Genomic DNA, 23,418 nt, shown 5'->3' with positions numbered 1-23,418 from the left:
TTTTTTATCGCCAACCGGCAAAAAAAATATCCAGGAAATGAGCCAGCTTTTAAGCTGGCTCATTTTTTTTATGATTTTTTTCCTTCAGTTCCTTTTTTGGGAGCAATCCCCTTATCTACATCCAATGTATACGAGGATTCTGAAGCATCAAATGCTTGTTTAAGTAAGTCTACTTCCGGGAGTTCAATTTCTTCTGATTTATCAAAATTTTCATCGAATCCATTGGAATGAATATCTTTCTGGCTTTGTTGATCTTCTGATTCTGAATTTACAGCATCATCTAGGGGAACATTGTCTTCTGGGTTTTTTGGGCTAGCCATAATTGCAAAATTTAAGTATATACCCATAACAGTAAATCGTTCAGCTTGTTTCAGCAATAAAACAAAATTTAAAGGCAGCTAGGATTCCGGCCAATGAAAAACCAGAGGAAATCCATCAGGATCTCTCACATACAAAGCCTTATAACCATAGGAAGTTAGCGAAGGAGCGGTAACATCAACTCCATTGGATTGTAGGTATTGGTACACCTGATCTATTTCCCTGCATTCAAAGTGGATGGACATATCATGGCGATCCAGCCAATCATGAGCAGGAGCTGGTTTCGGACAGGTTTTTTCGCCTCTTGGTTCGAGCAGCAGTTCGATTCCATTCAGGCTCAGTCTTGCCCATTTGAAATTATCTGGTTTTTCTGGCGTATCGGAGCTCTCTACCAGATCAAAACCGAGTAAGTCCCGGTAAAAGCGTACGGATGATGGCATATTGAAAACCGAAAGTAAGGGCGTAAATCCCTGTAATTTTATAGGCTTTGCGGCAGTGGTTTCGTTGGACATAAATCTCTCCTTTTTGGCTGGTTAACAGATCATTCTATTAAGATAAAAGAATATTTGCAATCGATCAATGTTAAAACCTATTAATTATTGTTTTTGTGTTTCCGAACCTTTAATCTGTAGTTTTGTTCTGTAAATAAAGCAGTAGCTATGGAGATTAAAGTATTACAATTGATAACCAATCATTTAATAGAAACAGAAAGGTTTTATAATCAGGTTTTAAATCTGAATACCCTGGATAAAAGCAGCGATGAAGTATCCTTCTTGATCGGAAGGACTAAATTGTCATTTGTACAGAAAGAAACAATAGAGAAGCCCGTTTATCATATGGCCTTCGATATCCCTAAAAATCAGCTTATGGAGGCTTACGAATGGCTAAAACAAAGGACTAAAATTATTCCTGTAACTCCGGAGACTGATTTTTCAAACTTTGAGTTGTGGAATGCGAACTCCTTCTATTTTCATGATCACAACGAGAATTTATTGGAATTCATTTGCCGTCAGGATCTGGACAATGCCTCTGAGCAGGCTTTTGATGGCTCTTCGTTACTGGCCATTACTGAAATTGGACTGGTATCGGAAGATGTACCATTCCTGGCGGAAACTTTGATGGCTAAATATGGACTGGAAGTCTATGAAAAACAACCTGCACAGGATAACTTTACTGTTTTGGGAGATGAACAAGGTTTATTAATTCTGGTAAATGAGGATAGAAACTGGTATCCTACCGATCAAAAGGCAAAATCATTTCCTGTAAAAATGGTCATCAATAATGGAACAAATGGAGACCTGGAGCTGAACATCTCCTAACTTCTCATTATACCAGGGGGAGGGAAACATAAAAAATAGTGCCTTCCCCTATTTTACTCTCAAACCATATTTTTCCGCCTTGTGCATGGGTATACTCTTTGCAAAGAAATAGCCCAAGACCAATCCCTTTTTCATTGGCTGTGCCAAAAGTTGACTGTGCCTTTAGAGAAAAAATTTCTGATTTGTTTTCTTCAGAGATTCCATTTCCAGTATCTCTGATGGCAATCAGGCAATCTTTTCCATACCTGCTGGCATTCAATTCTATTGAACCATCTGAAGGCGTAAATTTGATCGCATTGCCAATGATGTTTCTCACAATCAATTGCAACATGTGCACGTTTGAAAGTAATTCCAGCGTAGGATCTATTTCAGCGGTAAATGTAATTTTCTTTTCTTTTGATGCTGCTTTCTGGATGGTAATCACAGGGTGCAGGGCTTCATGCAATTTATTAACTTCCATTGCTGCCTTTCCATCATTTAATTCTGCACGCGACCAGGAAAGCATATTGTCTAGCATTTCCTGAGTACCAGAAATGGCATTGCTGAGTTTTTGATCCATCATCTCTTTTTCCTCCTTACTCAGGATATCCATGCGGAAGAGTTCCATATAGCTCTGTATAGAAGCAAGAGGTGCACGAAGGTCATGGGCAATGATCGAAAAGAATTTCGTTTTTTCATTATTCAGCCGCTCTAGTGCGTCAGTTTTCGCATCAGCATTTTGTTTTGCTTTATAATAGGCAGTTTTCAGGCTAAACAAGCCAAGAAAGGTAACCAATATGGTGATGATATAAGTGGAGGCCATATCTGCGAAAACCGCGGACCTGTCTTCATAAACACTTTTTATGTACTGTGGGTATTTGTACTCAAAAAAGAGTAAGCCTAATCCAAGCGTTAGAGAGAGTAGAGACCAAAACCAATATTGACTTCTTGGAGAAATGATCATGATCATAAAAAAGGTAATAGAGAATGCCAGTAAGGAAGGACCTCTAATGCCGTCATTTAAAAAATAACCAGTTCCCAGGACCAATAACACAATCAGGGAGGAGATGATAATGCTGTATTTGAATTTCTTTTTGAACCTGGAAAGGTAATATGTAAAGCAAAGGGCAATAAATAAGAGCGAAAACAAGCTTGCAATGGTTTCCATCCCATTGAAGTAATTGAAAGGGATATCATAACCAATGATCAGCACTCCAAGAATACATATTGCATTAAAAGCTTGATTTTCAGGGCTAAACTCTTCTTTTGACCCGATGAGAGGATAGGCCAATCTTTTAAAAAAGTTGATTGCTCTAGAGATGCTTTCAGTTACCATTAACTAAAAATAAGCAAAGTAATTGATGATGTAGAAAATAATAGATGGATTAGGAATGATTTTGAAAAAATCTGTTCCCTCATATTGTGGTATGAGTCTTGTAGACTAAAAAACTCATTGATATGGAACAAATAGCTGTACTGCCTGCTGCGCTTTTAAAAACGTATGAAACCTTACCTGGTATTTATCTGGTGCTTTCTCCGGAATTGCTGGTGCTTACCGCTAATGATGGGTATTTGGCTGCACATGGCTTTAAAAGGGCCATATTAAAAGGTAAGAAATTTTTTGAGCTCTTTCCACAGAATGCCTCAGTACCATTTGAATTGGGATTCCAGGCTTCCTTTCAACAGGTCTTTTATACCAGGAAGGCACATCAGCTGCCATTAATGAGATTAGAATTACCAGATCCAAATTGTCAAAATGCTACCATCTCTAGATACTGGGACATCACTCATACCCCGTTTTTTGATGAAAATGGAAGTATTCAGTACATTATTCAATACAGTTTCGATGTGACTAACCTCATTTCCGCACAAGAGAAGGAAAAAGAGCGGGAAAAGGAAATTGCTGCCAGTGAAAAGCACCTGGAGTTTTTGCTCAATACGGTACCTCAACAGGTCTGGACAGCTACTGCCTATGGAATTATTAACTATGTAAACGAAATCTGTTGCCGTGATTTTGGAAAAACAAAAGAGGAGCTGAGAGGACTGGGCTGGCAATCTTTCGTTCACCCGGACGATCTTCAGACCTGCATCAGGGCATGGAGTTTTGCTTTGGGACAAAATTCCGAATATAGCGTGGAATTTCGCCTTAGAATGGCAGATGGACAATATAAATGGCATTTAGGTAAGGCCATTCCACTAGTTGAAAGCGGAGAACTGAAAATGTGGATGGGTACCAATACAAATATTGATGTTCAAAAATCAAATGAACAAAGAAAGGATGAGTTCCTGGCAATTGCCAGTCATGAGTTGAAAACCCCTTTAACTTCCATAAAGGCCTTTAATCAATTGATGAAAAGAACAAATGATCCGAAAAAAATACACGGATTTATCGAGAAATCTGCCAGCAATATTTACCGCCTGGAGCAATTGATTACAGATTTACTGGATGTCACAAAGATCAATTCAGGAAACATGACTTTTGATAAAGAGCCATTTAATTTTGCTGAAATCATGGAATCTGCAGTTGCTGGTGTTCAGGCCATGTCGCCGGATCATGAACTTTTGCTCAGACACAGTATTGACCTGCCTTTCAATGGCGATCGGCTGAGAATCGAACAGGTTCTGGTTAACTTCCTCACGAATGCTGTTAAATATTCCCCAAATGGAGGGAAGGTGCTGATTAATGGGGAAATTAAGTCTGATAATATTGTAGTAGCTGTCCAGGATTTTGGAATAGGTATTGCCGATTTTGAAATGCTCCGCTTATTTGAACGCTATTATAGAGTGGATAATGAAGAATTGCGTTATGAGGGACTGGGACTGGGTTTATTTATCTGTTCAGAAATATTAAAAGTACACCATGGTAGTTTTTGGTTGGAAAGTGAGCTGGGATCAGGATCTACTTTTTACTTTAGATTACCCTTGAAGGAACATGTTCCTATGGATACTCAGCTCGAAAAGCACCAATCTTATGAAGATGATCACCTGCGCATTTCCTATAATAAACTTCACCATCGTTTAGATGCGCACTGGACTGGTTTTACCAGTAAGGAATCTGTACAACATGGGGCAATGGTGATGTTGGCCATGCTTAGGGCAAACGAATGCACTAAAATTCTAAGTGATAACCGGAATGTTCTGGGCACCTGGTCTGATGCTTCCGAATGGATTGGTAAAGTTTGGTTTCCAATGATGGAAAAAGCAGGCTTAACTCATTTTGCCTGGACCATATCCAAAGATCTGTTCTGTCAGTTTTCAGCTAAAAAAAGTGCTGAACTTGCGATCGGGAATGTTGGAATACAATTCTTTACAGAGATCCAGTCTGCGGAAGACTGGATCAATGATCGATAAAAATATTTATTTGACAGTTGCAGCAAGACTTGGTCTTTGCAGGGCAACGTGTTTCTTTGTATAAGCGGCCAGCCATGCAAGCGCGGCAATCGCATACACACACAAGACCAGAATAGAGACCTTACTCACCGAACTTCCACTTTCATGGCTGCTGATAAATAAAGACAGAATCGACAATCCAATACCTCCACCAAGAAAATAGGAGGTGGAAGCCAAACTAGAGGCAAGCCCGTAATGCTGTGGTGGAATGCCCTGTACAGAAATTACAGATAAGCTGGTATAACAGATGGTCATCCCAAGTCCGGATACACAAGCTGCAGAGCATAATAATAGTATAAGATTATGATCCATTAATACTGAAGCCAGTAAAAAGCCTGCACCCCCAACCATTAAAGACATCCCAAAAACACCGGTTTGCCATACATTAAGTCTTCTCATTAAAGGAGGCAGTACAAATTTGGCGAATAAAGCAGACATGATACTGAATGGTACCAGGGTTACGCCTGCTTTGGCCGCTGTAAAATTCATATCTTTCTGAATCAACAAAGACAGTAAAAACATATATCCGGTAAAATAAGCTCCTAGTAAGAAGAAGACCCCAATCCCTGTGGTGGTTGCCCTTGAGCGAAATAGGGAAACTTCTATTAAAGGCTCTGCCTGAACTTTTAAACGGTGTTGAATGATTTTAAAACCAGTAATTACAGCAATGGTTAGTCCAATTAACATCAGGTAATTTTCCCGGATTCTACCCAACTCATGAACACCATAACTTAACATTAACAGTACAATGACCAATAAAACACCTGAAAGTAAGTCTGGTCTGGATTTAGATTTCGTGATTTCATCTGCTGCAAGGTAATACCAGGCCAGAGCGATGATGATTAATAAAACAGGTACATTAACAAAAAAGATCCAGTGCCAACCCCAAAAAGTGGTGATAATCCCACCCAGAGCGAGCCCACTACCAGATCCAATGGCTGCAAACGAACTAAAAATACCAATGGCTTTTGCCCGCTCCCTGGATTCCGTAAAAGTATGGGTGACAATCGAGAAAGCCGAAGGCATGATCAGTGCTGCTCCAATTCCCTGCGCTGCACGAAAGAAGGCGAGCATTTCAAAAGACCCCGAAAGACCGGCACCTAAAGAAGTGATCAGAAATATCGCACTACCTGCCATGAATATATTTTTCTTCCCTACAAGGTCAGATAACTTACCGCCAATGATTAAAAATCCTCCGTATAACAACACATAAAGTGTTTGTAGCCATTGTACCTTATCACTGCTGAGCCCGTAATCTGATTGTATGGATGGGATGGCCAGATTGACAATGGCAATGTCCAATGCTTCTATAAAAATACCAATAGAGGCAATGGCAAGGATAAGATTTTTTCTTTGAGTCATAAATTGTAAAGGGGAAATTTTCCTTACAAAGGTAACTTTCATAACACAGACTAAAAATAAGTTCTGCTTATTTAGAACAAATGAATAATATTATCTAATTTAACAGAACAAATGCATTACTGATCCTGATTATGGCTATCCAAACAGAACAAGTCCGCCAGACTGCACTGGTTTTAGATGATAAAGATTATGAAATTATGCGCTTACTGCAGGAAAATGCAAAGCTTACCATTCGTGAAATCGCATCTAAAGTACATTTAAGTCCAACTCCAACCCACGAAAGAATTAAAAGAATGGAAAGGGAGGGGGTGATCAGAAAATATGTGGCCTTACTGGACAACAGGAAACTCAACAAGGGAATCATTGTGATTGTACAGATTTCTTTGAAGGTTCACAACAAGAAAGCAGCCCAGGAATTTATTGATGCAGTAATGGCCTTCAAAGAAGTGACGGAATGCTATAATATATCCGGTGATTTTGATTTTATGCTCAAAATTGTAACGGAAAGTATGGAAAGCTTTCATTCTTTTTCCATGAATAAGCTAAGTGAAATTCCGGGAATTGCGCAGACGAAAAGCATTTTTGTGATGGATACCATTAAAGATACCCATCGCTTGTTATAATTTTCTTATTCGTAGTGTAAGGCTTCGATAGGATCTAATCGGGAAGCTTTTAGAGCTGGGTAATACCCGAAAAAGATACCGGTGATCGCACAGACCAGGAATGAAATTACGATAGAAGATTCTGAAATTACAGTCGGCCAGTTGAGCATAGATGGAATAAAGATGGCTGCGGTAATGCCAAGCAAGACGCCAATGACGCCACCGGTGATACTGATCATCACCGCTTCGATTAAAAACTGTAGTAAAATATCTATTCCACGAGCGCCAATAGACATTCTGAGGCCAATTTCCCGTGTACGTTCGGTCACAGAAACATACATGATGTTCATAATGCCAATTCCACCAATTAAGAGGGAAATACTGGCTACTGCGGTTAATAAAGCCGTCATCATACTACTGGTGGAGTTCATCATGGTCATCAGTTCTGCCTGTGTACGCACTTGAAAATCATTGTCCTGATTGTCACGGAGGTGGTGAGTTTCTCTCAATATTGAAGTAATTTCAGTTACCGCGGCATCAGAAGCATCTTCTCTGATGGCAGAGGCATAAATACTTCCAAAATAAATGGTTGATAAGATTCTTTTCTGCACAGTAGTATATGGTGCAATGATGATGTCGTCCTGATCCTGTCCGAAATTACTGGTTCCTTTAGGTACCAATACCCCTATAACCTGGAAAGGGATTTTTCCAAATCGAATGATTTTACCGATGGGATCATCCCCATTTGGAAAAAGATTGTCGACTACCGTTTTACCTAATAAACAAACTTTGGCAGAAGCCCTCAGGTCCTGTTCTGAAAACATTATTCCTTCTTTTACCACTACTTTTCTGATCTCCAGGTAATCCGGGCTCACCCCCTGAATGGTGGTTGGCCAATTGTTTGCCCCATTGATGGCCTGTCCGTTGGAAGAAGCCAATGGAGAGATGAGCGCAATATCAGGTGCTTTTTTTAAGGCTTCCACGTCTTTAATGGTCAGGGTCTTTAGACTACTCCCCATCATTCTTGGGCCTCCAGGCTCATTGCTGTAAGGTTGAATGGTGATCATATTGGAACCCATACTTGCCAATGATGCATTGATACTCTGTTTGGAACCCTCGCCAATAGACATCATGGTAATCACGGAAGCAACGCCAATGATGATCCCCAACATGGTAAGCAGGGCACGCAACTTATTGCGTTGCAATGCCCTTATGGCAAGTTTGATCAGGTTAAGTATTTTCATTGCTTGATATTATTTAATAATCATCGGTCACAGGCAATTCAGACAAGGCTGTTTTTGCGGAACGTGGATTTTCATTTATCGTGTCTTTTTGTACCCGACCATCTTTTAACATCACCGTCCGGCTACTGAATGCGGCAATGTCTGGCTCATGCGTGACAAATACAATGGTTTTGCCATTCTGATTCAGTTCCTGCATTAAGGCCATGATCTCATAAGAAGTCCGTGTATCGAGGTTTCCTGTAGCTTCATCAGCCAAAATCATTACCGGTTCATTAACCAGTGCTCTGGCAATGGCTACCCTTTGCTGCTGTCCGCCTGAAAGTTGATTTGGGGTATGGTCAAAACGATCCTCCAGTTTAACTGCCTGTAAGGCTGCAATCGCTCTTTCCTTACGTTCCTTAGTGCTGATGTTTGGATTGTATAATAAAGGAAGCTCTACGTTCTCTAAAGCTGTAGTTCTTGGTAAGAGATTATAAGCCTGAAAAACAAAACCAATTTTGGTGTTTCTCATTTTAGCAAGCTCATCTCTGCTGAGTCCTTTCACATCTACACCATCCAGAATGTAGCTGCCTTCGCTGGGTTTATCCAGACAACCGAGCATATTTAATAAAGTGGTTTTACCGGATCCACTACTGCCCATAATGGTCAGGAATTCTCCTGCATTCACATCAAAAGAAACTCCCTTCAGGGCACGCACGATTTGGTCACCCATGATAAAGTCGCGCTTTACATTCTGGATTTCCAGGATTTTCTTGTTGCTCATCGCCGGCCTCCTCTTTTTGGCATAAATGGACTACTTGCTGCTGGGGCTGGACTGGAGAGATTCAGTTCATTTGTTCCGGTCACTACCACATCATTTTCAGTCAGTCCAGACAATACCTGTACATGGGTATTGTCGTTTAAGCCTGTTTTAATTTTCTTTTGAATCAGCTTTTTTCCTTCTAAAACCCAGACGTAAGCGGCAGGATCTACCACCACATCACCATCAACAGGTTTTCCTGACCTTGCCTTATGATTCATGCCTTTTCCTTTTCCTGCGCTTCTTTTTTGATGATCCTGATCAGCAATAATTTGATATTGTTTGGAAAGTGAGGAATCCGGGTGGAATTTTAGAGCCTGAGCAGAAACAAGTAGTGCATCATTGATTTCTTTGGTATAAATAATAATATTGGCCGTCATCCCAGGTTTAAGTTTCTTATCATCATTTGGAGCATCAATTAAAGTGGCATAAGTCACCACATTAGCAGAAATAGCCGGTTGTAAACGGATTTCCTTAACTGTTCCATTGAAGGTATCGTCAATAAAAGCATCTACTGTAAAAGTAGAACGTTGCCCGGTTTTAACATTACCAATATCCGCTTCATCCACTTTTGCCTGAACCTGCATTTTAGTAATATCCTTAGCGATAGTAAATAAGGTCGGTGTGCTGAAACTCGCAGCTACAGTCTGGCCAATGCTGACACTTCTACTGAGCACTACGCCATCAATGGGAGAGTAAATTTGTGTAAAAGACAGGTTTCGTTGTGCAGCTTTTAATTGCGCCTGAACGTTGCTGACAGTCGCTTTAGCTACTTGTAAGGTGTTTAAAGCAAGGTCGTAATCCGCCTTGCTAATGGAACCTGTTTCAAAGAGTTGTTTCTGCCGGCTATAATTTGCCTGCTGATAGGTTTGATTGCTTTGCGCCTGTAGCAGACTTGCTTTTGCCTGATCTACGGTGGATTGGAGCAATACTTTATCCAGCTCGGCGAGTAACTCTCCCTTTTTTACGGTAGAATTGAAGTCGGCATAAAGGGCAGAAATGGTTCCGGAAACCTGGGTACCTACCGTTACGGTATCTACCGGTTGAACCGTGCCTGTTGCTGTGACACTAGTGGAGATGGGGCCAATTACTGGTTTTTCTGTGTTGAGGCTCAGCTGTTGTTCCTTACTCCTAAAAAAGAAATACCAGATACCGAATAATACAAGGACAGAGGCAAGTATGAGGAAGATTTTTTTCGGTTTCATCGTTATAGTTTTATAGGGGTTCCAAGATAGAATTCATAGATTTTAGCGGCCAGCAATGCATTGTACTTAGCCTGTATGTAGGCTTGCATGGCCTGTACATACAGGTTCCGTTGTTGGTAGAAGTCGACAATATTAGCTGCCCCGATCTTTAATTCCTGATTTGCAATGCGGTAAACTTCTGTATTGTATTTCAGTTGTTCAGTCGCAGAAAGAAGCTGGGTTTTGCTGTTCTCTGCCGTAATTAAAGCTTTTTCTGTTGTCAAGGCCAATGTGGTCTTTGTGTTCTCCAGACTTAAACGCGATTGCTCAAGACTGATCCGGGCTTTTGCCACATTGGTTTTATTAATTCTGTTGCTGAAAATTGGAACAGAAAGAGTCAATCCTGCCTGCTGATTGAAATTATTGTTGAGTTGTTTGAATACATTGTAATTTGGGTCATTCGCATAATTAGAGCCAATTCCAGCACCTAAAGTCAGGGTAGGCAGAAATCCTGATTTGGCCTTGCTGAGGTTGAGATCGGAAATTTGAATACCCAATTCTGCATTTTTAACTTCCGGACGGTTTTGAAGCGCATATTTTTGTACGGTTTCAAGATCAGGGATGGTCGTTGCACCAATCAGTGTATCTGGTTTTACAATGTCGAAATTTTTGGATTCCGGAAGTTGAAGCAGCTGTTTTAAGGTGATTTTGTCCTGGCGTTCTGCGTTTTGAGAGGCGGTTAAATTGTAATTGTCGGTGGCCAGCTGCGCTTCAAATTGTGCGACTTCCTTTTGAGCAGCAGCGCCTGCTTTGAAACGATTTCTGGATTGTGCAAGCTGTGCTTCTGAGGTTTTAACCAGGTCCTGATTATAAACGATACTTTCCTTATCCAGCAGAATACTGAGGTAAGCTTGTGTGATTTGTAAGGTGATGTCATTTTCTGTTTCCAGAATGCTTAACCCTGCAGACTGTACCGAAAGTTCTTTTTGCCTGATATCTGTTTTTAAATATCCTCCTTTAAATAAAGTCCAGGACGAATTCAGGCCATAAGAACCCGAAGTATTGATCGCGTTGCCCGCCGTACTTTGTGTAACATTATAATGGTTAAAAGATTGGGATGCAGAAGCGGATAAGTTGGGCAATAATGCGGATTTAGCTTGCAGCTGATCTTCTGCTGCGCTCTGTTTATTGAGCACCAGACTTCTGATCTGAAGATTGTTGGTTTTGGCATATTGCAAACAACTGGCCAGATCCCAGACTGCTGGGATGATTTTTAAGGCAGTATCCTGGCGGACACTGCTGTCCTGACCATATCCTTGAAAGCTGGAAAATACAAGAGCCGGTAGGAGCAGGATTTTTAAAATGAATCTTAACATGGGATAAATTTAAACTGCTAATAACTACCCAAATCAACGCTTCTTTTGGCGTTAAAAAAAACAGAATAGACAGGGAAGTAAAACACGTCGACCAATAGGGAGAATCTGTCGACGGTGATATTTGAACTTTATTTTGGTCTTTCTGTACCTTGTACAATCGAATTTGTAGTTAATTTAAAAGGCGATGATCTCTTTAAAAAGCCCTTCGTATACGACGATTCTTCTGCATATACTGCTTTGGGCTTTATTGGCATTTATTTTACTTTTCTACCATCCTTTGTCCTGGAACATTCGCCTGCCGATGCAGTTTTGGATTAAGCAGGGGTTGGTACTTAGTATCCTGATTCTAGTTTTCTATATTAATAGTTACGTATTGGTTCCCCGTGTCTTATTGAAAAATAACAACATCCTGTTCATTGTTATCGTAATGGCCATTTGCCTCCTTGCAGGACCATTGGTAAAACTTCTGGAGAATGCATTACATCTGCCATTACTGATGGAGCGGGCAGTTGGTAAAATGGGCATTCCCAGGTTGCCTAAAAGAGATGATGCAGTAGATCTCTTTTTGATCATGATGATTCTGTTGATTGTTGGGATCAGCACGAGTTTAACCTTGATCCAGAAATGGCAGGCCGATAAGCAGCTAAGAGAATCTTTAGAAAAGGAAAAGATCATTTCCGAACTGTCCTTTTTAAAGGCACAAATCAATCCTCATTTCTTTTTCAATACTTTAAATAATATTTATGCACTTACCCATGTAGATGTGGAAAGTTCCAGAAAGGCATTGCATAAGTTGTCCCGGATGATGCGCTATTTGCTCTACGAAACTCAGCAAGGGATTACACCACTGAGTAAAGAACTCTCTTTTATTAATGATTATATAGCGCTGATGAGGCTTCGTTTAAGTGATGCGGTCAAGGTCTCTTTTGAAAAACCGGTTTTAAGGGAAGAGTTGGTAATCGCCCCCATGTTGTTCCTTCCATATGTAGAAAATGCATTCAAACATGGGGTGAGCACGATTAAAGCTTCAGAAATTAGTATTGTGATGAACTTGAATGGTAAAACGCTGGAAATGTCAGTTGAAAACTCTATTTTCAAAGAACAAACTGCTTTGGCAGATGATTATGGTGGGATTGGATTGACCAACACAAAACGGCGTTTAGATTTGTTGTACCCTGGAAAACATACTTTTTCAGCCGGGAAGACTGAATCAGGAAATGCCTTTATCGTTCATTTAACACTAATTCTTGATGGTACTGAAATGTATAGCAGTTGATGATGAACCTCTGGCCCTGGGCTTAGTGTGTAGCTTTATCGAACAGACGCCTTTTCTGGAGCTTAAAGGTTGCTTTTCCAGTGGATTGAAAGCATTGGAAATGTTGCATCATGAGGAGGTCGATCTTATTTTTCTGGACATTCAGATGCCTGACCTGAATGGAATTCAGGTAGCCCGAATGCTGGAGCATCAGCCAGGTGGCGCAGGCCCAAGAGTTATTTTTACCACTGCATTTAATCATTTCGCGGTGGAGGGCTATAAGGTAGATGCACTGGATTATTTATTGAAACCTTTTGATTACGAGGAATTCTTGACTGCTGCCAACAAAGGGCGGATGTATGCAGAAATGAAATCAGCACCCAGAGTTCCAGAAGTAAACACAGATCCATTTATCTTTCTGAAGGTCGAGTACCAGCTGATCAGAGTGGCAATTAAAGATATTTTGTACATCGAAGGACTGAAAGATTATGTAAAGGTGTACCTGGAGAATAAAGAGAAACCTATTCTTACCCTCAGCAGTCTGAAAGAGCTGGAACTTAAACTTCCTGCAAAATCCTTTATGCGGGTTCATCGCTCTTATATCATTGCTTTAGAAAAGATCACTGCGGTGACTAAAAATACCTTATACATTGGCGATCGCCTGATCGCACTTTCTGAACAGCATAAAGATGCTTTCAACGCCTACCTCAAAAAGTGGCTTTAATTCAAAATGACATTCAGTAAGCAATTTTCTATTTGTGTTCCTTGGAATTATAATCCATGGATGATACTTTTGTATATGCTCCTGTTGGGGCTTTAAAAATGATACCCATGAAGATAGAAGAAGAATTAAAACACCAGTTTTTGACGCCCCAGCAGCGGGCAGCAACAAATATCATTTTTACTTCTAACTGGATTCTCAATAAGATTGCAGTGGCGCTAAAACCAACAGGCTTATCGCTACAGCAGTTTAATGTGTTGAGTATTTTGCATGGGCAGGAGGGGCAAACCGCTACGGTAAATCTGATCAAGGATAGATTGATAGACCGGATGCCCAATGTTTCCAGATTGCTCAATAAGTTGATGGATAAAGGATTAATTGTTAAGGAGCGAAACTTATCCGATCAACGTGTGGTTTATGTTAAGTTAAGTGTGGAGGGACTGAAGCTAAAAACGGAGGCCAGGGCAATTATTGATCAGGGGGTATTGGAGCTCAATAGCGAAGATGCTGACCTGTTAAATGAGCTCCTTGAAAAATTAAGAAAATAAAATTGTAAAGAAAATGGCTATGAATAAAGTAATTCTTTTGAACGCAAGACCGGTAGGTAAACCGGTGTTGAGTGATTTTAAATTTATAGAAGAAGCAATGCCTGTGGCTCATGATGGACAGGTATTGTTAAAGACAACATATGTTTCTGTAGACCCGTATTTAAGGGGCAGAATGAATGATTCGGAATCTTATATCCCAGCTTTTGAATTGAATAAACCAATGGCTTCCGGTGTGGTTGCGGAGGTGATCGAAAGTAAACTGGCCGGTTTTGAAAAGGGGGATTTTGTTTCCGGACATCTGGAATGGAAAGAATACCAATGTCATGATGGAAATGGTCTGATCAAAGTAGATCCTAATGCGGCAGATTTAAGTGCTTATCTGGGCATCCTTGGAATGACCGGTTTAACTGCTTATTGCGGTTTGCTGGAAATTGGTAAACCAAAAGCAGGGGAGACCATCGTAGTTTCTGGTGCAGCAGGTGCTGTAGGAACGGTTGTGGGGCAGATTGGAAAGATTTTAGGCTGCAGAGTAGTTGGTATCGCAGGTACGGATGAAAAGGTAGAAATGCTAAAATCTAAATTCCATTTCGATGAAGCGATTAATTATAAAACAACTACCGACATGACAGCTGCAGTCAAAGCCGCTTGTCCGAATGGGGTAGATGTGTATTTTGACAATGTAGGAGGTGCCATTTCTGATGCCGTACTCGCTAATATCAATAGGTATGCCCGTATTCCGGTTTGTGGTGCGATTTCCTTATATAACAATACCTCAGTAGACGTTGGACCGCGCATCCAAACCACTATGGTCATTAAAAGTGCTTTGATGCAAGGCTTTATCGTGTCTGTTTTTGCAGATAAATTTCCTGCAGCAATCGCGCAAATGAGTACCTGGTTAAAAGAAGGTAAACTGACTTACGCGGAAACTGTAGTGGAAGGATTTGATCAGATTCCTCAGGCTTTCCTTGGCCTTTTTGAAGGTAAGAATGAAGGTAAAATGATAGTTAAAATTTAATATTAAAATAAAACAATCCAATCAAGATGCTAAATTTTGAATTTAAAAACCCGACCAAGATTATCTTTGGAAAAGGGGAAATAAAAAAGATCAGTACAGAAATTCCTGTAGGCGCTAAAGTACTGGTGCTTTATGGTGGCGGTAGCATCAAAACTAATGGGGTTTATGAGCAGGTGATGGATGCCTTGAAAGGTTTTGAGGTATTGGAGTTTTCTGGAATTCCTGCAAACCCTGAGTATGAAGTTTTGATGCAGGCACTAAAAGTGATCAAGGATGAAAAGGTGACTTATATGCTGGCCGTTGGAGGTGGATCTGTAATTGATGGAGTGAAATTTCTTTCTGCCGCAGCACTATACCAGGGTGATCAGCCCTGGGATATCCTGAAGCAAAACATCAGGACAGAAAAAGGCCTGCCCTTTGCAGCTGTATTGACCTTACCTGCAACTGGTTCAGAGATGAATTCAGGAGCAGTGATCACCCGTAAGGAAACACAGGAAAAATTGGCAATGGGAGGTCCCGGCTTGTTCCCTGAGTTTTCGATTCTTGATCCTGAGGTGATTAAATCTATTCCTAAGCGTCAATTGGTGAATGGGGTGACTGATGCTTTTACCCATGTTTTAGAACAATACATGACCTATCCTGCTGCTGCACATTTGCAGGACCGCTTTGCGGAAAGTATCCTGCAAACCTTAATTGAGATTGGTCCGAAGGTGATTGAAAATCCTGAAGATTATGAGGCTGCGGCAAACTTTATGTGGAGCTGTACCATGGCATTGAACGGATTGATTCAGAAAGGTGTGCCTACCGACTGGGCAGTACACGCTATGGGTCATGAGTTGACTGCCTTATTCGGAATTGATCACGCTAGAACACTGGCAATCATTGCACCAAGTCATTATCGATATAATTTCGAAGCAAAGAAAGAGAAACTGGCACAATATGGTCAGCGTGTATGGGGAATTACTTCAGGTAGTATTGATGACATTGCGAATGCAGCAATTGCGAGAACTGAAGACTTCTTCCATGCCATGGATATTAAAACTTCGCTTTCTGAATATACCGATGATTATGAAGGAACAGCGCAGAAGATCTCGAAGCGCTTTACAGAAAGAGGTTGGCTGGGATTAGGGGAACATAAAACCCTTGCTCCATCAGATGTAGAGAAAATTGTAGAAATGAGCTATTAATTGTTTTTTTGCTCATCATAATAATGCCGGTTTTCTGAATACTTCAGGAAACCGGCATTCTTTTTTCTAGCGCTTTTTTAAGTTGATTTAATCGTGCTAAAGGTGTATTTAGTTTATTTTAAAGTTGAGGTGGTTTTTGTAATGTATTGATTTTTATTGTTTTAAAAATCACAAACAATGCATGTTTAGTCCTTGTAAACACTTCGCTTATACTCTGTCTTACAATAGTGGAGAAAGCAAACGTGCAATTTTTTCTGGTAACTGTACCCATGCAGATCTTGCAAACCACATTGGGGCATCAATCAGTTTGGAAACCTCCAGGTCCTCTTGGAAAGCTGCTTTTAGTTGTTTTGCAATTCCTTCATCATACACTACTGTATTGACTTCGAAATTAAGTTCAAAACTACGTTCGTCCATATTGGCAGTCCCTATAAAGGAAAGCTGTTCGTCGATCACCATGGTTTTTGCATGAATAAAGCCTTTTTGATACTGATAAATCTCTACGCCCACATCCAGTAATTCCTGATAGTAAGAACGTGCTGCGGCTGCTACCCATACAGAATCTGATTCAAAGGGCACCAGCAGTTTAATCTTTACTCCACTTAATGCAGCAACATAAAGCGCATCGAGCATACTGATCCCGGGGATAAAGTATGGGCTGGTGATTAAGATCTCCTGATCTGCCATGCCAATGGCTTGAATGAGGTTGAGTAAGATGGTAGGATGGTCTGAATCCGGGCCACTTGCTGCGATTTGAAGGTCTACTTTCCCATCCGGGTTTTCTTTGAAATTGAAAAATTCTGGCTGTATCACTAAATCCTTCCCAGCACAGAAATTCCAGTCCGATATAAAGAGGTGTTGTAAGTAATGTACACCGGTACCCTTAATTTTTAAATGCGTATCCCTCCAGAAAAGTTTGTCATTGTACTTTGGATCGTTGATGTAACGGTCGCTGATATTAATGCCCCCCGTAAAGGCAATATCTCCATCAATAATGATAATTTTTCTGTGATTTCTGTAATTGAGGCGGTTCGCTAGTGCGATAAAAATTACTTTGTAAAATGGATAGGCTTCTACACCAGCTTTTCTAAGTTCAGGTACGAGCTTCTTCCGGATAGAGCGACTGCCGAAATCATCATAGATAAAGCGGACCTGCACACCTGACAGGGCTTTTTCAATCAGGATTTCCTTGATTTCATTACCTATTTTTTCATCTTCAAAAATGTAGTATTCCAGGTGAATGTGGTGCTTTGCTTCCCGCAGGGATTGTAATACTTCCGGGAATTTCTGCTCCCCGTTGATTAGCAGTTTTACTTCATTATTCCCGCTTAAGCCACTCATGTTGCTATTGAGCAATAATTGGCTAAGTTTTTTGAACTTTCGAAGAGGCGGATCCATCTCTTCGATGGTTTTTTCTGAACTCTTCATGATTCTGGCGGTAACTTTTTGAAGTTGTCGTTCATCGGAAATGATTTTTTTATTGTAAATCTTCCTGACCCGATAATTAATGCCAAATGAAAAGTAAATGATCACACCTACAACGGGTAAAAACACTGCAAGCAATAAGTAAGCGAGGGTTTTGCTGACAGATCTGGTATCGTAAATGATGCGGAGACAAACCGCAATAATAAAGAGAACGTAAGCAATTTCAAAAACAAGAATCCATTTCATAAAGGGGCACTTTACTATACAAACGGAAAAATGATCATTTGGTTTGAGCTATGATAACATGGATTTTCTAAAAATGTTTGCCTGATCAGATGAGTCTGGCTTCATCTAAATCCAATTGGTTTTCCTGTTTTCGGATTTGTTCATCGCTGAACATTTTTTCCTTTCTGAGCTGGTACAGTTCCCGTCTCTGCACGCTGTAAATATCCATTAAAACGGAATTGTATTGCGCGATTTCTACTTTTTCTGTGGTATCACATTCCAAGGAAGCCAACTGCTGATCAGTGATAGAGATGTCGCTTTCCAGTTGTTTCTTCAAAAATTGGATCAATTCATTCTCTTCCAGTTCAGCAGCGAAATGCGCATTCAGATGTTTTAATGACGCCTGCATAAGTCTCAAGCGAATCCCTGCTTCCTGCTCCGCTTCAGGAGGAAAATCTTCAATGTCTTTAATCCCGGTCCATTTAATGATTGATGGCAATGATAAACCCTGAAAAACCAGTGTGATGAGGATCACGATGAACGTGATGAAGAGGATCAGGCTGCGGTGCGGAAAAGCCTGACCATTGCTCAATAACAAGGGGATAGACAGCGCTGAAGCCAGAGAAACAACTCCTCTCATTCCTGCCCAGCCTAAAATGACAGCACCTTTCCATTGAGGATTTTTAGGATCCGCCTGTTTCGTATGTCCAAACCAGCTGGGCAGATAGGCGAGTAGCAATGTGTAGAGTAAGCGGATTACAATAATGGTGATGCTAATGATCAGGCCGTAATGGATGGCCTGGGTAATGGAATAATCGCCCAGACTTTCCATGATAATGGGCAATTCCAGCCCGATCAGGATAAAGACCAGCCCGTTTAATACAAAGGCCAATGTGGCCCATACGCTAATGGCCTGGATTCTGGAAGCACTATGAGACAGGATCTCATGTGAACGGTAAGAGAGGAATAATCCTCCCGAAACCACAGCCATCACCCCCGAATAGTGGAAATGCTCTGCACCGATGTACATGAAATATGGCGACATTAAAGTCAGCGCAGTATCAATGCTTGGGGTAGTAGGCAGGAAACGATGTACAACATAAACAATATGGGCGATTGCCAGACCAATAACGACACCCATTCCCGCTGCCAGGAAAAACTGCCCGATAGCCTGTTGCATAGAAAATTGACCGGATAAGATGGCGGCAAGTGCAAAGCGAAATACAATTAAACTGGATGCGTCATTGATCAAACTTTCTCCTTCCAGCACGGTGGTCAGCCTTTTAGGGATTTTGATATGCTTTAACACAGAATTGGCAGCAACTGCATCTGGCGGCGAAATGATGCCCCCAAGAAGAAAACCCATGGCCAGGCTGAATCCTGGTATCATGGCAGTGGAAACAAAAGCGACAATAATTGAAGTAAAAAATACGAGGCCAAAGGCCAGCATAACGATCGGACTCCGCCACTTCCAGAAATCATTCCAGGATGTGTACCAGGCCGATTCGTAAAGCAATGGAGGAAGAAATATAAGGAAAACCATTTCTGGTTCTATAGCGATTCTTGGAATTCCCGGAATGAAACTGATACCTAACCCTGCAATGACCAGGAAAATGGGATAAGATATTTTTAGCTTTTGGGCGAGCATGGTCAATAGGAATACCGCAAAAAGCAAGAGCAGTACCAGGAGCAGAGTTTCACTAAACATAGGCCTTTCTAAATCTGAATTCAATATAAGTAAAAATCAGCTGCCTGGAATAAATATCACCCTGATCAGGATAATAAAATCATCACCTTAAAAACAATTTCCTGTAATTCGGTTTTTTAACTAGGTATTTGTCAGTATTAGGTTTAAATACAGTGCTTTACTTGTGTTTGGTTATTTATTTGACGAAATTTAGATAGCGTTTATTCGTGTTTGTTGAATCAACTCCTTTACGATGAAAGATATAGGGAAAAGAATAGGGTTGGAAGATTTCTTCCTCGATGGACTGGAAAATGTTTACGATGCAGAAAGGAAGTTTATGAAGTGTTTTGCTGCATTAGGAATCGCCTCGAGCCATGAAGTGCTCAAGGAAGTATTGGTACACAATATACAAACTACAGAGAAACACCTCGGACATTTGACGGCCATATTAGAGCGCTTTAGTAGGGATGGTACAAATGGAACTTGTGAAATTGTAGGCTGTTTAACAGAAAAAGCTTCCACAATGATCCGGAATATGGAGACTGGAACGCCTTTAAGAGACGCTGCAGTGATCTATCTTATTCAGATCATCCAACATTATAAAATTGCGTCTTATGGCAATCTCCTGTCGCTGGCCTTTGAATTGAACCACTATAAAGTGTCTGTCCTGATTGAGGAATGTCTTGTTGATGAAAAAAATACGGATTTGCTCCTGACAAAGGTTGCCAGAAATTTTATAAATCCTTTAGCAAAATAGTGACTTTTTAATTTTCTCCTGTTTTTTACCAAAGATTAGAAACAATAGAATTCATCAGGTGTTACTTGTTTACATCTATCTGTTTATGTTTGAGGGGGTTGTTTTTTGGTCGAAGGGAAGGAGATGGTTTGTTTTGTTGTTGCTGGGAATAGTATGTATATCCTCATGTGCGATAAAACGTCCTCCTAAGGAGCAGATTATGCAAGATAATAGCTCTGCCATTCCGATAAAAACGGCAGATACAGAAGCCCAGGAGAAAGTGCGTCGTCAGGCCAGGGAGCGCATGAAGCAGCAGGAAGATTCTATCCTGGTTTTTAAAAAAGTTTTAAAATCTGACCTTAACCCAAAGGATTATCCAGGATGGCTGGATAGCTTATACCTGCACCGTCAATATCGGACGTTTGTATTGGATCAAATTCTGTTAAAACCTGAAATCATCAATGATTATTTGAGGAAGACGATGGACCATGGTCTGGACACTAATTTTTTCTCCCTCAATGAAATCGGACCGCGTCTTAGGGAATTTGAGGAACAGCGGTCGAGATCTAAAACCTTAAAATATCCTGAAAAAGTAAAGTTAGAGCTAGTGATGACTGCTGCATTATTAAAATATAGTGAGGCCATGCAATATGGTCTGGTTCGGCCCGACAGTCTGGATAAAAATTATTTTATTAAAACGGAGGCTCCGGATAGTGCCAGAATAATGAGGATTTTTGAAGCATCGGATTTGTTGGTTTTTCTGGATAGTATCCAACCTTCTTCCGCTGCTTATCGGTCCTTGCAAGAGGCATTACGTTCTGGTAATGGTGCCATAAACCGAAATAAAGCAGATGCCGCACAAACCATTAAACTCAACCTGGAGCGCTTGCGCTGGAAGAATAAACCCAATGATGAGACTGTAAAATACGTATGGGTGAACATTCCTGATTTCACTTTAGATGTGATGGAGAAAGGCATTTCTACCTTACAGATGAAAGTCTGCGTTGGTGAGGGAAGAACAGATAATGACCCAGAGGGAAGCAAGGAGACGCCGCAGTTGAATAGTATGATTTATAGCGTTCAGGTAAATCCAATCTGGAATATTCCTGCCAGTATCGCCAGAAAGGAAATTTCCAGGTATGCCAGTAATGACCCTTATTACCTGAGCAACAATGATATTGATGTATATAAAAATGGGAAGCGCCTGTCTGCGCCTCAAAATGTGGATTGGGGGACTGCAGATATCGCACAATATACTTTTAAACAGCGCCCGGGAGAACAGAATTCTTTGGGCAAGATTAAGTTTATTTTTAGTAATAACAGCAGTGTTTACCTTCATGATACCCCGGCCAGGTCTGCTTTCAAGAAAAAGGGGAGAGCCATTAGTCATGGTTGTGTACGGGTAGAAAAACCCCTGGAACTTGCACTTGCTTTATTTGGGGCAGGAAAAACCTTTGACCAGATTAAAACTGCGATGCAACGTTCTTATCCTAGAGCCAAATATATTGGGCTTCCGGTAAAAATACCGGTGTACCTAACCTATATTACTGCCTGGACGGATGCCAAAGGTCTCTTGCAAATCAGAAACGATATCTATGGATTGGATCTACGTTTGTATGAGGCCATGAAAAACCGACAAATGATTTCGGAATAAAAAAATCCGTCAGCCAAAGGCCGACGGATTTATGGTAGGATCGCTATGTTTTTTTATCCTTAGTAACCAGCATCTGCATTGATTTCATTTGCGCGTTTGAAATGTCGTTCCGACATCCTCAATGCTTTAGTCGCAAAATTTCTGATTTTAACATCTCCGGTTACACTCGCTGACTTGTAAAGATCTATTGCCGCAGCATTGTCTTTAATCATCATTCCTATATAATGTTTTTCAAAGGCCGCAACATCCATTTTTTGGAGTTCTTCTATGTGTTTTAGATCATCAGCAGGAAGTGTGGTCGGTAATGCAATTTTCTTACTCGCAGCCAAATCCTGCAGATCTTTAGCCATTTTAGTATGGTCTTTTACCATCATTTCTCCATATTTTTTGATCAATCTGTTGGTTGATTTTTCCGCAGCAATTTTTGCCAGATTCAGCTCCATCATGCCATCAATTGCTGCATCCTGGAAAAATGTACTTACGTCACCACCTCTATTGATATCGGCAGTATCCGGAATTACCTGTGCAATGGTGGAATCAGTGGTGCCAGCATTGATTTTGTCTGTATTGCGGCAGGCAGAGGAGGAAAGGATGACCAGGCTGAGCATGGCAAGTAAATGTTTGTTTTTCATAGCGTTTGATTTATAGTTTAACGTTAATGTAATTACAAATCTGGAACTGAAATGTTTTGAGTAATTTAGGACAGCAACACTGAATTAATGTTTGAAACGAAGCTTAGAAACTTTTTAATAGCGCAAATGTTGTTGAATCAAAACCTATAAACTAAATTAATTATACCCTAATGAAAAATAACAAAGGAAATTTTTTCGAGAAAGCATCAACGAAGATCACGAACTGGACTGGTAGCCCTGTGGCTTTTGGCATTGCTTTTTTAGTGGTCGTGATATGGGTCATTACCGGTCCGATATTCAATTACTCTGATACCTGGCAACTGGTGATCAATACAGGAACCACGATTATCACCTTTTTAATGGTCTTTCTAATCCAAAAAAGCCAAAATAAAGATTCCAAAGCCATTCAGCTGAAATTGAATGAACTCATTGCTGCGAGCAGGCATGCCAGTAACCGGATGGTGGATATAGAGGATCTTACGGAATCTGAATTGGATGTACTGCATAAATATTATCAAAAATTATCAGATATCGCTGAAGCAGACCGGGATATCCATAAATCTCACTCTATTGATGCGGCAGTAAAGCGTCATAACCTAAAAGCGAAGCTTGTGCCCTTGGAGGAAAAAGAGAAGGACGCCGCTAAATCTCAGTTGGACAGGGACAATAATACGGATGCCAAATTCTAATTTTCCTGTATTTTTTCGTTTACATTTTGGGGTTTATGCTTATTAAGATTCATTCTTGATTCAGCTATTTG

At 40.6% G+C, this 23,418-nt stretch carries 22 protein-coding genes; 11 read left to right on the top strand and 11 right to left on the bottom strand.

Annotation, left to right across the window (positions count from 1 at the left end):
* Positions 1–68: 68 nt before the first annotated feature.
* Positions 69–377 carry a hypothetical protein gene (locus R2Q94_RS17090; RefSeq protein ID WP_316822685.1) on the bottom strand — a complete coding sequence of 103 codons (309 nt, stop codon included), beginning with the start codon at positions 375–377 and terminating at the stop codon, positions 69–71.
* A gap of 21 nt (positions 378–398) precedes the next feature.
* Entirely contained in the window at positions 399–830 is a 432-nt protein-coding gene (locus R2Q94_RS17085) for a VOC family protein (RefSeq protein ID WP_316822684.1), read from the bottom strand.
* Between the two features lie 147 nt (positions 831–977).
* Here R2Q94_RS17085 and R2Q94_RS17080 point away from each other — a divergent pair, with 147 nt between their 5' ends.
* Positions 978–1,637 carry a VOC family protein gene (locus R2Q94_RS17080; protein ID WP_316822683.1) on the top strand — a complete coding sequence of 220 codons (660 nt, stop codon included), beginning with the start codon at positions 978–980 and terminating at the stop codon, positions 1,635–1,637.
* 7 nt (positions 1,638–1,644) lie between these two features.
* Here R2Q94_RS17080 and R2Q94_RS17075 read toward each other — a convergent pair whose 3' ends face one another.
* The gene (locus tag R2Q94_RS17075) at positions 1,645–2,952 is read right to left on the bottom strand and encodes a HAMP domain-containing sensor histidine kinase (RefSeq protein WP_316822682.1); all 1,308 of its coding nucleotides are present in this window, start codon (positions 2,950–2,952) and stop codon (positions 1,645–1,647) included.
* A gap of 122 nt (positions 2,953–3,074) precedes the next feature.
* Here R2Q94_RS17075 and R2Q94_RS17070 point away from each other — a divergent pair, with 122 nt between their 5' ends.
* A complete protein-coding gene (locus R2Q94_RS17070) occupies positions 3,075–4,967 on the top strand; it encodes an ATP-binding protein (protein ID WP_316822681.1) in 1,893 nt (630 codons plus the stop codon).
* A 6-nt stretch (positions 4,968–4,973) separates the two neighbouring features.
* Here R2Q94_RS17070 and R2Q94_RS17065 read toward each other — a convergent pair whose 3' ends face one another.
* Positions 4,974–6,368, bottom strand: coding sequence for an MFS transporter (locus R2Q94_RS17065; RefSeq protein WP_316822680.1), 1,395 nt, complete (start codon positions 6,366–6,368; stop codon positions 4,974–4,976).
* Positions 6,369–6,499: 131 nt separating this feature from the next.
* On the opposite strand from R2Q94_RS17065, the gene R2Q94_RS17060 reads away from it, so the two are divergent.
* Positions 6,500–6,991 carry an Lrp/AsnC family transcriptional regulator gene (locus R2Q94_RS17060; protein ID WP_316822679.1) on the top strand — a complete coding sequence of 164 codons (492 nt, stop codon included), beginning with the start codon at positions 6,500–6,502 and terminating at the stop codon, positions 6,989–6,991.
* A gap of 5 nt (positions 6,992–6,996) precedes the next feature.
* On the opposite strand, the gene R2Q94_RS17055 is transcribed toward R2Q94_RS17060, so the two are convergent.
* The 4 genes from R2Q94_RS17055 to R2Q94_RS17040 are packed head-to-tail and all read right to left on the bottom strand — an operon-like array spanning position 6,997 to position 11,573.
* A complete protein-coding gene (locus R2Q94_RS17055; protein ID WP_316822678.1) occupies positions 6,997–8,214 on the bottom strand; it encodes an ABC transporter permease in 1,218 nt (405 codons plus the stop codon).
* A 13-nt stretch (positions 8,215–8,227) separates the two neighbouring features.
* Complete coding sequence (locus tag R2Q94_RS17050; RefSeq protein ID WP_316822677.1) at positions 8,228–8,977, bottom strand: ABC transporter ATP-binding protein; 750 nt, start codon at positions 8,975–8,977, stop codon at positions 8,228–8,230.
* Positions 8,974–10,218 (bottom strand): efflux RND transporter periplasmic adaptor subunit, encoded by a 1,245-nt coding sequence (locus R2Q94_RS17045; protein WP_316822676.1) that lies wholly within the window; start codon positions 10,216–10,218, stop codon positions 8,974–8,976. Before R2Q94_RS17045 ends, R2Q94_RS17050 begins: the two co-directional genes overlap by 4 nt.
* A gap of 2 nt (positions 10,219–10,220) precedes the next feature.
* Positions 10,221–11,573 carry a TolC family protein gene (locus R2Q94_RS17040; protein ID WP_316822675.1) on the bottom strand — a complete coding sequence of 451 codons (1,353 nt, stop codon included), beginning with the start codon at positions 11,571–11,573 and terminating at the stop codon, positions 10,221–10,223.
* A 184-nt stretch (positions 11,574–11,757) separates the two neighbouring features.
* Between R2Q94_RS17040 and R2Q94_RS17035 the strand changes: the two genes are divergently transcribed.
* The 5 genes from R2Q94_RS17035 to R2Q94_RS17015 all read left to right on the top strand — a co-directional run bounded on the left by R2Q94_RS17035 (position 11,758) and on the right by R2Q94_RS17015 (position 16,299).
* Positions 11,758–12,849 (top strand): sensor histidine kinase, encoded by a 1,092-nt coding sequence (locus tag R2Q94_RS17035; RefSeq protein WP_316822674.1) that lies wholly within the window; start codon positions 11,758–11,760, stop codon positions 12,847–12,849.
* The gene (locus tag R2Q94_RS17030) at positions 12,824–13,552 is read left to right on the top strand and encodes a LytTR family DNA-binding domain-containing protein (protein WP_316822673.1); all 729 of its coding nucleotides are present in this window, start codon (positions 12,824–12,826) and stop codon (positions 13,550–13,552) included. The genes R2Q94_RS17035 and R2Q94_RS17030 overlap by 26 nt, the downstream gene beginning before the upstream one ends.
* Positions 13,553–13,659: 107 nt before the next feature.
* Complete coding sequence (locus tag R2Q94_RS17025) at positions 13,660–14,097, top strand: MarR family winged helix-turn-helix transcriptional regulator (RefSeq protein WP_316822672.1); 438 nt, start codon at positions 13,660–13,662, stop codon at positions 14,095–14,097.
* A 19-nt stretch (positions 14,098–14,116) separates the two neighbouring features.
* The gene (locus R2Q94_RS17020) at positions 14,117–15,112 is read left to right on the top strand and encodes an NADP-dependent oxidoreductase (protein WP_316822671.1); all 996 of its coding nucleotides are present in this window, start codon (positions 14,117–14,119) and stop codon (positions 15,110–15,112) included.
* A 26-nt stretch (positions 15,113–15,138) separates the two neighbouring features.
* Positions 15,139–16,299 (top strand): iron-containing alcohol dehydrogenase, encoded by a 1,161-nt coding sequence (locus R2Q94_RS17015; protein ID WP_316822670.1) that lies wholly within the window; start codon positions 15,139–15,141, stop codon positions 16,297–16,299.
* Between the two features lie 219 nt (positions 16,300–16,518).
* Here the strand turns inward: R2Q94_RS17015 and cls are convergent, their stop codons facing one another.
* Positions 16,519–17,970, bottom strand: coding sequence for a cardiolipin synthase (cls, locus tag R2Q94_RS17010; RefSeq protein ID WP_316822669.1), 1,452 nt, complete (start codon positions 17,968–17,970; stop codon positions 16,519–16,521).
* An 85-nt stretch (positions 17,971–18,055) separates the two neighbouring features.
* Positions 18,056–19,657: a Na+/H+ antiporter gene (locus R2Q94_RS17005; RefSeq protein WP_316822668.1), complete on the bottom strand. Its 1,602-nt coding sequence runs from the start codon at positions 19,655–19,657 to the stop codon at positions 18,056–18,058.
* 232 nt (positions 19,658–19,889) lie between these two features.
* Here R2Q94_RS17005 and R2Q94_RS17000 point away from each other — a divergent pair, with 232 nt between their 5' ends.
* Positions 19,890–20,393, top strand: coding sequence for a DUF892 family protein (locus tag R2Q94_RS17000; protein WP_316822667.1), 504 nt, complete (start codon positions 19,890–19,892; stop codon positions 20,391–20,393).
* A gap of 199 nt (positions 20,394–20,592) precedes the next feature.
* The gene (locus R2Q94_RS16995; RefSeq protein WP_316822666.1) at positions 20,593–22,026 is read left to right on the top strand and encodes a L,D-transpeptidase family protein; all 1,434 of its coding nucleotides are present in this window, start codon (positions 20,593–20,595) and stop codon (positions 22,024–22,026) included.
* Positions 22,027–22,085: 59 nt separating this feature from the next.
* Here the strand turns inward: R2Q94_RS16995 and R2Q94_RS16990 are convergent, their stop codons facing one another.
* Complete coding sequence (locus R2Q94_RS16990; RefSeq protein ID WP_316822665.1) at positions 22,086–22,658, bottom strand: DUF4142 domain-containing protein; 573 nt, start codon at positions 22,656–22,658, stop codon at positions 22,086–22,088.
* 170 nt (positions 22,659–22,828) lie between these two features.
* On the opposite strand from R2Q94_RS16990, the gene R2Q94_RS16985 reads away from it, so the two are divergent.
* Positions 22,829–23,347, top strand: coding sequence for a low affinity iron permease family protein (locus R2Q94_RS16985; protein ID WP_316822664.1), 519 nt, complete (start codon positions 22,829–22,831; stop codon positions 23,345–23,347).
* Positions 23,348–23,418: the final 71 nt, after the last annotated feature.

The sequence above is a fragment of the Pedobacter gandavensis genome (assembly GCF_032678465.1).
Lineage (GTDB): Bacteria > Bacteroidota > Bacteroidia > Sphingobacteriales > Sphingobacteriaceae > Pedobacter > Pedobacter gandavensis_B.
Note: the sequence above shows the minus strand (reverse complement) of the source record. Positions and strands in the feature narration are given on the sequence as shown.